This window comes from Bradyrhizobium sp. BR14999 (assembly GCF_056106085.1).
Map to the genome: position 1 here is coordinate 3,951,378 of NZ_CM148536.1, position 14,267 is coordinate 3,965,644.

The 14,267-nt window shown below is 63.9% G+C and carries 10 protein-coding genes and 1 pseudogene; 4 read left to right on the plus strand and 7 right to left on the minus strand.

The genetic code is table 11. The annotated features are described in order from the left end of the window. Positions 1-26 precede the first annotated feature (26 nt). The 4 genes from ACR9YP_RS18140 to ACR9YP_RS18155 form a co-directional block, all read right to left on the minus strand. The gene (locus ACR9YP_RS18140) at positions 27-1,100 is read right to left on the minus strand and encodes a branched-chain amino acid ABC transporter permease (RefSeq protein WP_128932711.1); all 1,074 of its coding nucleotides are present in this window, start codon (positions 1,098-1,100) and stop codon (positions 27-29) included. 3 nt (positions 1,101-1,103) lie between these two features. After that, a complete protein-coding gene (locus ACR9YP_RS18145) occupies positions 1,104-1,997 on the minus strand; it encodes a branched-chain amino acid ABC transporter permease (protein ID WP_438106909.1) in 894 nt (297 codons plus the stop codon). Between the two features lie 298 nt (positions 1,998-2,295). Next, the gene (locus ACR9YP_RS18150) at positions 2,296-4,227 is read right to left on the minus strand and encodes an AMP-binding protein (protein ID WP_474220659.1); all 1,932 of its coding nucleotides are present in this window, start codon (positions 4,225-4,227) and stop codon (positions 2,296-2,298) included. After that, on the minus strand, positions 4,224-5,087 hold the full coding sequence (locus ACR9YP_RS18155; protein ID WP_474220660.1) for an ABC transporter ATP-binding protein: 864 nt from the start codon (positions 5,085-5,087) through the stop codon (positions 4,224-4,226). Before ACR9YP_RS18155 ends, ACR9YP_RS18150 begins: the two co-directional genes overlap by 4 nt. A 290-nt stretch (positions 5,088-5,377) precedes the next feature. Between ACR9YP_RS18155 and ACR9YP_RS18160 the strand changes: the two genes are divergently transcribed. Next, positions 5,378-6,052, plus strand: a complete 675-nt coding sequence (locus tag ACR9YP_RS18160; RefSeq protein ID WP_474220661.1) for a Crp/Fnr family transcriptional regulator — start codon at positions 5,378-5,380, stop codon at positions 6,050-6,052. Here ACR9YP_RS18160 and ACR9YP_RS18165 read toward each other — a convergent pair. Next, complete coding sequence (locus ACR9YP_RS18165; protein ID WP_474220662.1) at positions 6,049-7,311, minus strand: MFS transporter; 1,263 nt, start codon at positions 7,309-7,311, stop codon at positions 6,049-6,051. The genes ACR9YP_RS18160 and ACR9YP_RS18165 overlap by 4 nt on opposite strands. 294 nt (positions 7,312-7,605) lie before the next feature. Between ACR9YP_RS18165 and ACR9YP_RS18170 the strand changes: the two genes are divergently transcribed. Then, positions 7,606-10,938 carry an adenylate/guanylate cyclase domain-containing protein gene (locus ACR9YP_RS18170; protein ID WP_474220663.1) on the plus strand — a complete coding sequence of 1,111 codons (3,333 nt, stop codon included), beginning with the start codon at positions 7,606-7,608 and terminating at the stop codon, positions 10,936-10,938. Between the two features lie 21 nt (positions 10,939-10,959). Then, entirely contained in the window at positions 10,960-11,640 is a 681-nt protein-coding gene (locus ACR9YP_RS18175) for a peroxiredoxin-like family protein (protein WP_474220664.1), read from the plus strand. Positions 11,641-11,753: 113 nt separating this feature from the next. On the opposite strand, the gene ACR9YP_RS18180 is transcribed toward ACR9YP_RS18175, so the two are convergent. Beyond that, a complete protein-coding gene (locus ACR9YP_RS18180; RefSeq protein ID WP_474220665.1) occupies positions 11,754-12,593 on the minus strand; it encodes a uroporphyrinogen-III synthase in 840 nt (279 codons plus the stop codon). 140 nt (positions 12,594-12,733) lie between these two features. Here ACR9YP_RS18180 and purU point away from each other — a divergent pair, with 140 nt between their 5' ends. Then, positions 12,734-13,597, plus strand: coding sequence for a formyltetrahydrofolate deformylase (gene purU / locus ACR9YP_RS18185; RefSeq protein ID WP_474220666.1), 864 nt, complete (start codon positions 12,734-12,736; stop codon positions 13,595-13,597). Positions 13,598-13,888: 291 nt separating this feature from the next. On the opposite strand, the pseudogene ACR9YP_RS18190 reads toward purU, so the two are convergent. After that, positions 13,889-14,178, minus strand: a pseudogene (locus tag ACR9YP_RS18190) (hypothetical protein). Between the last annotated feature and the right edge of the window lie 89 nt (positions 14,179-14,267).

Here is a 14,267-nt window from a genome sequence, read left to right on the forward strand (position 1 = left end):
TTATTGTTTAAGTGAAGTTTCCGCGCTCAATGCGAGAACGGGTAGAGTTTCCAATAAGCCTTGATCTGCCGCCAGCGATGCGCGAGCCCATCGGGCTCGAACATCAGGAACGCGATGATGATCACCCCGATCGCGATCTCGCGCAGGAAGGTGATGTTAGTGTTAAGCGAGAGCGCCTTGTCGATCGCGCCGCCCTTCAAATGCAGACTGAGGAATTCCATCGATTCCGGCAACAGCACCACGAAGGCGGTCCCCATCAGCGTGCCCATGATCGAGCCGGTGCCGCCGATGATGATCATGGCCAGGAACAGGATCGAGCGCTCGATGCCGAAACCTTCCTGGGAGACCACGAGCTGGTAATGCGCATAGAGCGCACCGGCGATGCCGGCGAAGAAAGCGGCGAGGCCGAACGACAGCGTGCGGTACTTGGTGAGGTTGATGCCCATGATCTCCGCGGAGAGATAATGGTCGCGGATCGCCACCAGCGCGCGGCCGTCCCGTGTGCGCATCAGATTGGTGACGAGGATGTAGCTCGCCAGCACATAGGCCAGCACCACGTAGAAATACTGCCTGTCGCCGCGCAGCGTGTAGCCCAGAATCGAGAACGGCTCGGCGCTCGCCGGCACCGATCCGCCCGAGAACCATTCGGCGCGCGAGAAGAAGTCGAGCAGGATGTATTGCGCGGCCAGCGTCGCGATGACGAGATATAGCCCCTTCAACCGCGCCGCCGGAATACCGAAGATCAGCCCGACCAGCGCGGTGACGATGCCGGCGAGCGGGATTGCGAAGAACACCGGAATCGGCGCGTTGTTGGAGATATAGGCCGAGGTGAAGGCGCCGAGCAGGAAGAACGCGGCGTGGCCGATCGAGATCTGGCCGGTGAAGCCGACCAGGATATTGAGGCCCAACGCCGCGATCGAGAAGATGCCGATCTGGATCAAAATGCTGAGCCAGTAGCCGCTGAAGAATTGCGGTGCGAGGCACAGCAGCAGCACGCCGGCGATCGCAAAATTGCGGCTGGTCGTGGTCGGGAAGATCGTGGTGTCCGCGGCGTAAGTGGTGCGGAAATCACCAGCGGGGATGAGGGCAGGGCCGGCCATGGGTCAGATCCGCTCGATGTCGTGGGTGCCGAACAGGCCGTATGGCTTGATCATCAGCACGATGATGAGGACGTAGAACGGCGCGATCTCGTAGAGATTGCCCCAGTGCAGGTACTCGCTGTCGACATATTGCGCGATGTTTTCGAGTAGCCCGATGATGATGCCGCCGAGCACGGCGCCGCCGACGGAATCGAGCCCGCCGAGGATCGCCGCCGGAAACACTTTTATGCCGTAGGCCGCAAGGCCCGAGGATACGCCGTTCACGACTGCAACGACGACGCCGGCGACGGCCGACACCGTCGCCGAGATTGCCCAGGCCATCGCGAACACGCTTTTCACGGAAATGCCGAGCGACTGCGCGACCTGCTGGTTGAATGCGGTGGCCCGCATCGCAAGGCCATATTTGGAGGCGCGGAAGAACCATGCCATGCCGATCATCATCGCGACCGACACCACGAGGCTCATGACATAGACGGTCTGGATCTGGAGGCCGAACAGGCTGACCGACTGGCTCTCGAACACGCGCGGGAACGGCTGCGGATTGACGCCGAACATCCATTTCAGCGTCGCCTGGAGCACGGTGGAGAGGCCGATCGTCACCATGATGACCGAGATGATGGGCTCGCCGATCATCGGCCGCAGGATCAGGACCTGGACCGCGATACCGAACACGAACATGAACACCAGCGTGATCGGCATGCCGATCCAGAACGGCACCTGGTATTTTGCCAGCAGCGCCCAGCACACCCAGGCGCCAACCAGCAGCAGCTCGCCTTGCGCGAAATTGACGACCTGCGTCGCCTTATAGATCAGCACGAATGACATCGCGACCACGCCATAGAGCGTACCGACCACGAGGCCGTTGACCAGGAGCTGGAAGAGGAAGGCGGTGTTCATGTGATATGCTGTCCTTCGCCTCTCCCCGCAAGCGGCAGGGCAAACGCATATGATCTCTTGGAGCGGCCTGAGCAAGCGCCTCGTCCTTCGAGACGACCGCTCCGCGGTCTCCTCAGGATCAGGCCAATTGGCATCGGGCCCGTTGAAACAGCTGCGGCACACTCCGCCCTCATCCTGAGGAGCCCGCCAAAGCGGGCGTCTCGAAGGATGGGCCGCAGGGAATCCGCTTCCATATGCGATTGCCCTGCCGCAAGCGGGGAGAGGCGAAGGGCAACAGCCTGCGCATCGGTAGACCGTTTCACTCCGCAGCCTCCGCCATGTGCCCATGCGCGCCCAGATCCACCACACGCAGCGTCGTGCGGACGCGCTGCGTGGTGCCGTCCTGGAAGCGGATCACGGTGTCGACGGGGATGTCGGCATCGCCGCGGTAGATGGCGTCGATGATCCCTGCGTATTTCTCGTTGATGACGCCGCGGCGCACCTTGCGGGTGCGGGTGAGCTCGCCGTCGTCGGCATCCAGCTCCTTGTAGAGCAGCAGGAAGCGTGAGATGCGCTGGGCAGGCGGCAGCGTGGCGTTGACGGTCTCGACCTCCTTCTGAAGCAGCGCGTAGACCTCAGGCCGCGAGGCGAGGTCGCTGTAGGTCGTGAACGAGAGTCGGTTCTTCTCCGCCCATTTCGAGATGATGGAGTAGCGGATGCAGATCATGGCGGCGAGCGCGTCGCGGCCGGCGCCCAGCACCACGGCCTCCGCGATATAGGGCGAGAACTTCAGCTTGTTCTCGATGAACTGCGGAGAGAAGCGCTCGCCGCGCGAGGTCTCGGCGAGATCCTTGATGCGGTCGATGACGACGAGCTGCCTGTTCTCGTTGAAATAGCCGGCATCGCCGGAACACATCCAGCCGTCCTTGATGTCAGCGACGCTGGCCTCGGGGTTCTTGTAATAGCCGAGGAACATGTTGGGGTGCCGCACCACGATCTCGCCGACGCCATGAACGTCGGCACTGTCGATCCGGATCTCGACGCTGTCGGCCATCGGTACGCCTGTCGTGTCAGGATCGACCTTGCCCTCGGGGTGCAGCGTATAGGCCCCTAACAGCTCGGTCTGGCCGTAGAGCGTGCGTAGCGGCACACCCATCGCCTGGAAGAACTTGAAGGTATCAGGGCCGAGCGCCGCGCCGCCGGTCGCCGCCGAGCGCAGGCGAGTGAAACCGAGCCGGTCGCGCAGCGCGCGGAACAGGATCGCATCGGCAAAACCCGAGCGCTTGCCCTGCGCGAGTGCGGCCAGTCCCGATTTCATTCCGACGTCGAACAGGCGCTGCTTCAACGGCGTAGCGTCCATCACCTTGGCGCGGACATCAGCGGCGATCGATTCCCAGACGCGCGGCGCGAACAGTACGAACGTCGGCGCGATCTCGCGCAGATCGTTCATCATCGTATCGGGCTCTTCGACGAAGTTGATCTTCATCCGGCACAACAGGCCTTTGCCGAGCACGTAAACCTGTTCCATGATCCAGGGCAGCGGCAGCACGGAGACGTACTCGTCGTCAGGTCCCTTCGGGTCGAAGGCGAGATAGGTCGCGCAATGGCCGAGCACGCGGCCGGCGGCGAGCATCGCGAGCTTCGGGTGCGAGGTGGTGCCCGACGTCGTGCAAAGGATCGCGACGTCCTCACCCTTGGTCGCATCCACGAGCCGGTCGTAAAGCTCCGGCTCCCGAGCGGCCCGCGCGCGGCCGAGTTCGGCGAATTTTTCCGCCGACATCAGCTTGGAATCGTCATATTTCCGCATGCCGCGCGGATCGGAATAGATGATGTGCTTCAGCTTCGGCACGCGCTCGGCAAGCGCGAGCAGCTTGTCGACCTGCTCCTCGTCCTCGGCGAAGACGAGCCGTGCCTCGCCATAGGTCAGGAGATAGGCGGCCTCCTCGTCCAGCACGTCGCGATAGAGCCCAAGGCTCAGCCCGCCAATGGCATGGGTCGCGACTTCTGCCGCGACCCAGTCCGGCCGGTTGTCGCCGATGATGCCGATGACGTCGCCGCGGCCGAGGCCGAGCTCGACGAGCCCGAGCGCGAAGTCGCGCACCCGCATCTGGTAATCGTTCCAGGTGAACAGGCGCCAGAGCCCGAGATCCTTCTCGCGCAGCGCGATCTCGTTGCCATGCTCCTTCGCGTTGAGCCGGAGCATCTTGGGATAGGTGTCGGCCTGCGCGACGCGTCCTGCATAATCCATCATGCCGCGCTCTCCTGCGCCGGCGGGGCGTCGTCCGGATCGACCAGCACCTCGTCTTCCTCACCAAGGTAGGCGCGCTTGACGTGGGCATCGGCGAGGACCGCCGCGGGATCGCCCTCGGCGATCTTCTTGCCGAAATCCAGCACCATGACGCGGTGGGAGATGTCCATCACCACGCCCATGTCGTGCTCGATCATCACCACCGTCATCCCGAACTCCTCGTTGAGATCGACGATGTAGCGGGCCATGTCTTCCTTCTCCTCGAAGTTCATGCCGGCCATGGGCTCGTCGAGGAGGATGAGGCGCGGCTCCAGCGCCATGGCGCGGGCGAGCTCCACGCGCTTGCGCAGGCCATAGGAAAGGGTGCCGGCGGTGGCTTTTCGCACCGATTGGAGATCGAGGAAGTCGATGATCCCCTCGACCTTGCGGCGGTGCTCGAGCTCCTCCTTGCGCGCGCCGGTGAGCCAGTACAGCGAACCCGTGAGGAAATTGTTCTTCAGGAGGTGATGGCGGCCGACCATGATGTTGTCGAGCACGCTCATGTGGTGGAACAGCGCCAGATTCTGGAAGGTGCGGCCGATGCCGAGCGAGGCGCGGGCAGTCGGCGTCAAATCGGTGATGTCGCGGCCCTGGTAGAAGAGCTGACCTTCGGTCGGCTTGTAGCGACCGGAAATACAGTTCACGATCGAGGTCTTGCCGGCGCCGTTGGGGCCGATGATCGAGAACAGCTCGCCTTCCCTGATGGCGAAGCTGACATCGGTCAGCGCACGGACGCCACCGAATCGCAAGGACACGCCGCGCACTTCGAGACTAGCCACTAACAAATCCCTCCCGGTGATGGCGCATTCAGTGGCGCTCTTCATCCGTTGTTTTCGAGCGATCCTAGTACGGTCGTCCCGGTGAGGCCATGCAGCCATTGGTCTCGACCGGACCCCGCGCCGCCTTCGTTCCCATCAGGGATCAAAAGCCGCATCGCCCAAGGTGGCTCTCAATACGGGAAAGCGCTATTTTGAAATGTCTTCGGCCTGACAATTCGGTGACAAAGTTTTTCGGGCGGGTGCGGCGTTCATCTTTCGTCGGATGGCCGCCGAGGTGATCATGTTGCAATGCAACAGAAGCGGAGTGACGAAACGGTGCGGCTGGCCTCTCCATCATGATTTCAGAGGATCATCTGAAGCGCATCGCCGCCTGGTCGCGCGAACTCACGGAGGCCGAGATTGAGGTCGCACGCGCCGGAGTCAGCGAGCGGTCCTACGGCACCGGCGAGACCGTGTTCATGCGCGGCGATACCTTCGACTATTGGGCCGGCATGGTCTTTGGCCTCGCCCGGATGGGCGGAGTGTCGCGCGACGGCAAGGAGACCAGTCTTGCCGGGCTGACGGCAGGCGCCTGGTTCGGCGAAGGCAGCGTGCTCAAGAACGAGCCGCGACGCTACGACGTGGTCGCGCTGCGCGAAAGCCGGGTCGCGCTGATGGAACGCAGCGCCTTCATGTGGTTGTTCGAGAACAGCGTCGGCTTCAACCGCTTCCTGGTCCGCCAGCTCAACGAGCGGCTCGGCCAGTTCATCGGCATGCTCGAGGTCAACCGCACGCTTGACGCCAACGCCCGCCTTGCCCGCAGCATCGCCTCGCTGTTCAACCCGATCCTCTATCCCGAATCGACTGCGCATCTGGAGATCACCCAGGAGGAGATCGGCGCGCTCTCCGGCATGTCCCGCCAGAACGCCAACCGCGCGCTGAACCGGCTGGAGAAAGAGGGGCTGCTGCGGCTGGAATATGGCGGTGTCACCATCCTCGCTATCGAGCGGCTGCGCAGCTACGGGGATTAGCGCGCATTGGCGGGGGCGTGCACCGGCCAGAGGTCGGCGCGCCAGCGGATCGCGATCGCCAGCATCGCGATGATCCCTGAGGCGGCATAGAGCGATCCCGTCGCTGAATAGCCGATGACATCGATCAGGCTGCCGGCTGCGAGCAGTCCGAGCGGCAGGCCGTAGATCACCATCATGCGGACGCCCATGACGCGACCGCGTAGATGTGCGCTGGCCGTCCGCATCAGGATCACGGCTGCCGAGATCATCGACATGCTCTGCGCAATACCGGCGAGGACGAGGCAGGCCATCGCCACCGGCATGGTCCTGATCTCGACGAACACCAGCAGCATGGCGTACCAGGCCAGCGTCGCGCCGATCAGGAGCCGGGCAATGCGCAATCCGCTGACCAGGCTCAGCGTGATAGAGCCGGTCAGCGAGCCGACGGCGAAGCTCGCCGAGAGATAGCCGAGGCCGGTCTGGTCGGTCTGAAAGATCTCCCGCGCGATGTAGGGCAGCAATCCTCCGGTGAAAGGAAACGCGGTGAGATTGGCCAGGAAGGCGACGCACAGCGCGGCGCGCATTCCCGGGCCGTTCCAGGCGTAGACGATCCCCTCCTTGAGGTCGCCAAATAAGCGAGAAAAGGCGTGGCTGTTGGCCGGGAGATCGCTCGTGGTGAGGATCCTTTTCGGCCGGGTCAGGCAGAGCATGAGCAGCGCAGCCACGAGGTAGAGGCAGGCGATCGCCACATAAACGAGGCCGATGCCGAGGACGGCGAACAGGCCGGCGCCCGTCAATGCTCCGGCGATGCGGGCGCTGTCCTGGGTGGTGCGCGCAACGCTGATGGCGCCGACGAGTTGCTCCGCCGGCATGATCTCGGCAAGCAGCGCCCCCCGGACGCCGAGGTCGGAGGGGCGAATCAGGCCCATGATCGCGACGATGATCATGACGCTCAGCGGCGACAAATGACCGGTCAACGCCAGAACCATGATGGTCGACGAGAGCACCGTGTAGGCGAGACGCATCGCGACCAGCAGGTCGCGATGACCAATGCGGTCGCCGATCATACCGAAGACCGGCGCGACCAGTGTGCCGACGAACTGGAGCGATGCAAGCACGGTGAGCAGCAGCACCGAGCCGGTCTCGACCAGGATGTACCAGCCGAGCACCAGCGTCTCGACCTCGAACGACCAGGAGGTGAGCAGGTCGGACGGCCACTGGAAGCGATAGTTGCGGATGCGGAATGGCGCGAGTGCCGAAGGTCGCGCGGATGTGCTCAAGATGCGATGACGGGTTTCACGGTGATTCCCTGCCCTCTTTTATTTGTTCTTCTGTTTGGAAGGGTAGCCCCGGCGATGCCCCTGTCAATTGACGCTACCGCATGCCGCCATGCTTTGCCGACGTCCTGCGGTGCGCCAGCGCGCCCGCAGCATTGCTTCGTCGCCCATGCTGAGGGGTAGGCTAGCGCCGCTTGCTCTTCCGGCGCGCAGGGCCCATTCTGGTCTGCATCCTGGGACCCATTCGCTAGGGGGCCAGCAGATTGAACCATCGCGGCTTCCGCGAGGTCTTGAGCCATGAACTGCTCGGGTTGTGGTTTCGAGGTTCAGAGCGGCTTTGCCTTCTGCCCGAAGTGCGGCACGAAGCAGCCGAGCGCGTGCCCCGGCTGCGGCTTTCCATGTGCACCGGATTTTGTCTACTGCCCGAAATGCGGCTCCCTCATCAGCGGGGCCACCAAAGACGGCGGACAGGCATCGGCGCAGACGAGCCCGGCGACACTCCCAATCCGATCGTCTTCGCCACCGCTCCTGCAGACGGCTCAACACGCATTTCGACCGCAGTCGGACAACGTCGATAGCGAAGCAAACCGCCGCACCATAACCGTGCTGTTTGCCGACCTCAGCGGCTTCACTGCGATGAGCGAGCGGCTCGACCCAGAGGTCATGCAGACGCTTCAGAACCAGTTGTTCGAGGAGTTGACGGCCGCGGTGCAGAGCTTTGGCGGTTTCGTGGACAAGTTCATCGGCGATGCGCTGCTCGCGCTGTTTGGTGCGCCGACTGCGCACGAGGACGACCCCGAGCGGGCGGTCCGCGCTGCCCTCGACATGATCAGCCGGACGGCGCGCCTCAGCGAGCGCGCGAAGGCCTATGCCGGTTCACCGTTGCAGCTCCATGTCGGCATCAACACCGGCCACGTCGTCGCGGGTGGGTTAGGCGTGGGCGTTGCCAAATCCTATTCGGTGACCGGCGATACCGTGAATACGGCGCAACGATTGCAGTCGATGGCATCTCCGGACGAGGTGCTGGTCGGGCCGTTGACCCACCGTCTGACGCGGCATGCGTTCTCCTATGATTCGCTCGGCGAGATCTCGCTCAAGGGCAAGATGGGCAGCGTTCTGGTCCATCGTCTGAAGGGACCGCTCGATACGCCGCGGGCGGCACGCGGCCTCGATACGCTGGGCCTCGATGCGCCACTGATCGGGCGCGACGCCGAGCTTGCGCGCGTGATCGGCAGCCTTGATCGCGCGTGCGGCGGCGCGGCTCAACTGGTGCGGCTGCTTGGCGAAGCGGGCATTGGGAAAACGCGGCTGGTGAACGAATTCGTCGCCCGCATCCGCGATGAGGATCGCTTCGCAGGCGTGGCGATCCGACGGGCGGTCTGCTCGCCGCTTGGCGAACAGTCCTACGGAGCACTCGCCGCCGTGCTGCGTAGCGCCTATGGCATCGCACAGAAGGCCGGCGCCGCGGAGGCAGAGACGAAAGTTGCGGAAGCGCTGTCGGAGCTCGGCCTCGCGGCCGAGGAGGCCGACCGCCTGATGCCTCTCTACTTGCACGTTCTTGGCCTTGGCGATCCCAACGCCTTGCTCAGGCACGTCGAACCGGAACAGCTCCGGCGGCAGATCTTTTTCGCGATCCGTACCGTCTTCGAACGCCGCCTCGCCTTGTCGCCGCTTCTGATCATCGTCGAGGATCTGCATTGGGCCGACGCGGTGTCGCTTGAAGCGTTGCGGTTCCTGATGGACCGGCTGGAGCGGACGCGGCTGATGCTGTTGTTTACCCATCGGCCAGCACTGGTGGATCAGTTCGGTTCGAGCAGGATCAGTCACACGACCATTCGGCTGCCTCCGCTTGGCGATGCTGACGGACGAAGGCTGCTCGCGGCGTATTTCAGTCACGGGTGGCGGGAACCGCCGGGACATTTGTTCACCCGAATCCTCGATCGCGCAGGCGGAAACCCGCTTTTCCTCGAGGAGATCATCCGTGGCCTCATCGAAGGCGGGGCCCTGGAGCGTGACGGTGCGCAGTGGCGGATGAAATCGGATGAAGCCGCCGCCGATATTCCAGCAAGCATTCAGGCGTTGTTGCTGGCGCGCCTCGACCGGTTGCCGCATCAGGTGCGCCATGTGGCCCAGGAGGCCGCGGTGATCGGTCCGCGCTTTGATGCGGCTGTTCTCGGTGCGGCAGCAACCGAGCCGGCAAGGGTCGAAGCAGCGCTCGAACTTCTGTGCGACGCCGAGCTCATCGAGGAGGTCGCAGGCTCGAGCTCGATGTCGCTGCGGACCTATCGCTTCATGCAGACCATGCTTCAGGACGTGATCTATCAAAATCTGCTTTTGCAGCGTCGGGTCGAGCTCCATGGACGCATTGGTGCCGCGCTGGAGCGGCTCTATGGCAAAGAGCCCGAGCAGCTCGAAGATCTCATATTGCTCGGACACCACTTCAGTCTGAGCGCGAGCAAGTCGAGAGGCGCGCGCTATTTGCGCGCGGCCGGCGATCGCGCACGTGCGAGCTATGCCAACGACGATGCCCTCCGTTTCTATCAGCAATCCCTCGCCGTGCTGTCGACCGCCGGCGAACGGGAGCCGGAACGCCTGATCCTGTACGAGCGCGTCGCGGACCTCTGTTGCGTGGCTGGCCGCCGAAGCGCTGCCGAGGAGCACTACCAGAGTGCGCTGGAGGGGCACCGCACGGCAGGGGACCGTATCGGCGAGGCGCGCATTCTTCGCAAGCTTGGTCGATTGTTGTGGGACGCTGGCAAGCGCGTCAGGGCAGAGACGCATTATGCCGAGGCGGCTGAACGGCTTGGCGGGACCGACGCGCCGATCGAGTGGGCGCACCTCTTGGAGTGGGCTCATCTCCAGCAAGAGCGCGGCCGTCTTGCGTTTCGCGTGGGCGATCACGTCGCCGCCGCGCGGTGGGCGGACGAAGCGCTCGGCTACGCGCGGTCGGTGCCGACCGATGCGGGCGAGCAAGCCGGGTTCGAGGCGGCGCGAGCCACTGCGGAGGCGCTCAACACCAAGGCGGTTGCGCTGGCGCGGCTTGGGCGACACCAGGAGGCGGTGAAGGAGGTGGAGCAAAGTGTCGCGGCAGCCGAGGCCGCCGGCCTCCTCAACGTGGCGTGCCGCGGCTACACCAACCTAGGCGTGCTCTATACGATCGTCGACCCAGCGCAAGCCATGGCGGTTTGCCGGCGCGGCCTCGATGTCGCGAATCGTATCGGCGATCTCGGCTTCCAGGCGCGCCTTCTGGCCAACCTTGCCGTCGCCTGTTGCACCTTCACGGACAGATGTACCGAGGAGGGGGTGCCGGCTGCCGAAAAGGCGATCGAGATCGACCGCGCGCTCGATCAGCGCGAGCATCTCCCGGTACCCCTCATCGTGCTCGGGCAGATCCATCAGTGCCACTTCCGCCCCGACATGGCCGCGCGCTGCTACAACGAGGCCATCGCGGTGGCGAGCGAGACCGGCGAGCCGCAGCAGCTGTTTCCATGCTATGATGGTCTTGCGACACTGAACCTTGATCGAGGCGACATGCCCGAGGCCGAGCGGTATTTCGCGCTGGCCCATGATGTCTGCGCCCGGCACGGGCTCGATCCCGCAGGGCTGATCGTACTGCCGTTCCTTGACTAGCCAATGTGAGGGAGTTCAACCATGTCAGACCGTCATGTAGATGGAACACTTCAGCCGGGCGATCGCGCACCGAACATCGTCCTGGACGCCATCACACGCGAAGGAAAGATCGCGCTCGAGGATTATCGCGGGCATAGTCCCATACTGGTGGGCCTGTTTCGTGGCCTGCACTGCCCGTTTTGCCGGCGCCATATCGCGGCGCAGGCGCAGCTTGATGGCGCGCTGCGCGGGAAGGGGATCGAAAGTCTCACGGTCGTCAACACGCCGATCGACCGGGCGCGGCTCTATTTCCGCTACCATCCATTGCCCAATCTGCTCGCCGCGTCCGACCCCGATCGGGTCTCGCACCGCGCATTCGGCCTGCCCAATATCGAGTTCACGGAGAACGAAACCGAGTGGCCACGCAAGGTGGGCATGGACGCGGTCATGAGCATGCAAGTGGATATGCCCGGCGAATTGCCCGGCCCGATGAACCGGCCGGCAGCCGCGGAGTACCTCAACAACAAGGACGGCTACGAGATGACCGACGCCGACCAGCGTATGGCCGCAACAGGCACGGGTCAGCTGTTTGGCCAGTTCCTGCTCGACCGGGAAGGGATCGTGCGCTGGACGTTCACCGAGGTTCCCGGCGGCGGCCAGCGCATGTTCGGAGCGCCGAGCCCACAGGAGCTGATGTCGGCCGCCTCGCAGGTGGCAGGCTAAAGCATGATCCGGAAAAGTGCGCAGCGGTTTTCCGAAAAGATCATGCTCAAACAATAGCCTAAAGCGCGATGACGATTCATCCTAATCTCATCGCGCTTTAGGCATCTTGGCGATTAACCCGCCACCCTCGATCGTTTCTCGGCGATTGCTGCCGCCATCGCCGAGATCAGCGGGCGCATGAAATAATGATCTTCCACCGGCGAGACGTCAGTGCGCAATCCGTGCGCGGCGAGCTCGCCCGAGACCGCCGGGCCGACTGAAGCAATCAGCGTCCGTTCGAGCCCAGCGCGAAGGCGCGCCTCGCTGCCATGCGCCTTCGCGGCCTCGAACAGTCGGCGGACCTGGCCGAGATTGGTCAGCGCAATGGAATCGATCCGCCCCTCGGCCATGGCGTCGATCGCGGCGACGATATTGGCATCTGCCGCCTTGGAATCGTAGACATAGGGCAGCACGGTATCGACCTCGGCGCCCTGCGCGGCGAGCGCGCCGGTCAGCGCGCTGTGGTCCTTGTCCGGATAGAGCTGGAGACCGAGACGGCGGCCCTTCAGGTCGAGCCTGCCCAGCATCTCGATCACGCCCTCGGTGGTCGGCTTCTCCGTGGTCTGCTGCGCATCGAGGCCAACCTCGCGCAGCGCCTTGCCGGGCTTCGGGCCGCGGGTGAACTTTCGCGATTTGGCAAGCGCTGCCACGAGGGACTGATCGAGCCCGCGAGCGCCGGCGAGCTTCATGATCCGGCGCAGGCCCTCGCCGGTCATCAGCACGAGGTCGTCGAACGGCTTGTCGATGGCGCGGCGGATCCAGGCCTCGACCGGCGCCGGGTCCGGCGCGTCGTGAATGGTGAACATCGGGCACTGCACGACCTCGGCGCCTTGCTCGGCCAGAAGCTTCGAAAACTGCGCCTCCTCACGCGTTTCCAGGATCAGGATGCGGGTGCCGTTCAAGCGGTCGGCCATGGGCGTGCTCCGGTCAAAATCGCAATGGTACGTTCATCCTGACTCTGTGCCCGGGATTGGCGCAAGAGTGGGTCAGTGCTAGAGCGGGGCGCAAATCGCGGGTCGTTCCGCTTCATTTGCCCAAACCTTCATCAAGAGCCATGCCCTATCATCAATATGTGCTGACCCTGTCCTGTCCGGATCGCCCCGGCATCGTCTCGGCGGTGTCGACGTTCCTGGCCCACAACGGGCAGAACATTCTCGACGCCCAGCAGTTCGACGACGTCGAAACCAAGAAATTCTTCATGCGCGTGGTGTTCACCGCGGCTGATCTCGCCGTGGAACTGTCGGCGCTCCAGACCGGCTTTGCGGCAATCGCCGAACGTTTCAGCATGGAATGGCAGATGCGCGACCGTGCCGCGCATCGCAAGGTGATGTTGCTGGTGTCGAAGTCCGACCACTGCCTGGTCGACATCCTCTATCGCTGGCGCACCGGCGAATTGCCGATGATCCCCACCGCGATCGTTTCCAACCATCCACGCGAGGTTTATGCCGGGCTCGATTTCGGCGGCATCCCGTTCCACCACCTGCCTGTGACCAAGGAGACCAAGCGCGAGCAGGAAGCGCAGATCCTCGATCTCGTCGCCAGCACGGGCACCGATCTGGTCGTGCTCGCCCGCTACATGCAGATCCTGTCGGACGATCTGTCGGCGAAGCTTTCCGGCCGCTGCATCAACATCCACCATTCATTCCTGCCGGGCTTCAAGGGCGCAAGGCCGTATCACCAGGCCCATGAGCGCGGCGTCAAGCTGATCGGCGCCACCGCGCATTACGTCACGCGCGATCTCGACGAGGGCCCGATCATCGACCAGGACGTCGAGCGCATCAGCCATCGCGATACGCCGGAGGATCTGGTCCGCAAGGGCCGCGACATCGAGCGCCGCGTGCTCGCCCGCGCGATCCGCTACCATCTTAACGACCGCGTCATCCTCAACGGCCGCAAGACCGTGGTGTTCGTGGATTGAGTTGTTCACCTCTCCCCGCGTGCGGCAGGGCAATCGCATATGGGACCGATTTCGCCTGTGGCCATCCTTCGAGACGCCCGCCGTTGGCGGGCGCTCAGGATGAGGACCAAGTGCGCGGTACTCGTTTCAATAAGCGCCGATGCTGCTTAGCCTCATCCTGAGGAGACCGCCACCGGGGTCCGCGCAAAGCGCGGCCCGATGACAGGCTCCGCGGTCGTTTCGAGCGCTCAGGTCGCGCAAAGCTCCATATACGATTGCCCTGCCGCGTGCGGGGAGAGGGGGCGCACAATCTTAACGCACCGCGCTGCCCGACGAAGATCCCGTCGCGCCCTTCTGCGCCTGCTCTTCCTTTTCGCGATCGGCTGCCGGCAGCAGCCGCTTGCATTCGCGCTCCTTCATGTAGGCGTCGTATTGCGGCGTGCCCGGGCGCGGCGGGGAATCGGCCGGCAGGCCACCGCCCCATTGCGGGACGTAGTCGCCATGCCGGCGGAGAGCTTTTCGTTGACCATGCCGCAGGCAAGGTTCGAAGCCAGCAGAGCGACGACGGCAGCGATCGAAAGCGAACGGAAACGCATGAGCATCTTCTACTTCGTGCCCGATCGGGCACGGGTGATGGGACGCCGAACGGGCGCGAGCGACTTGTATACACGAAGGTATTATAATAGGCTTA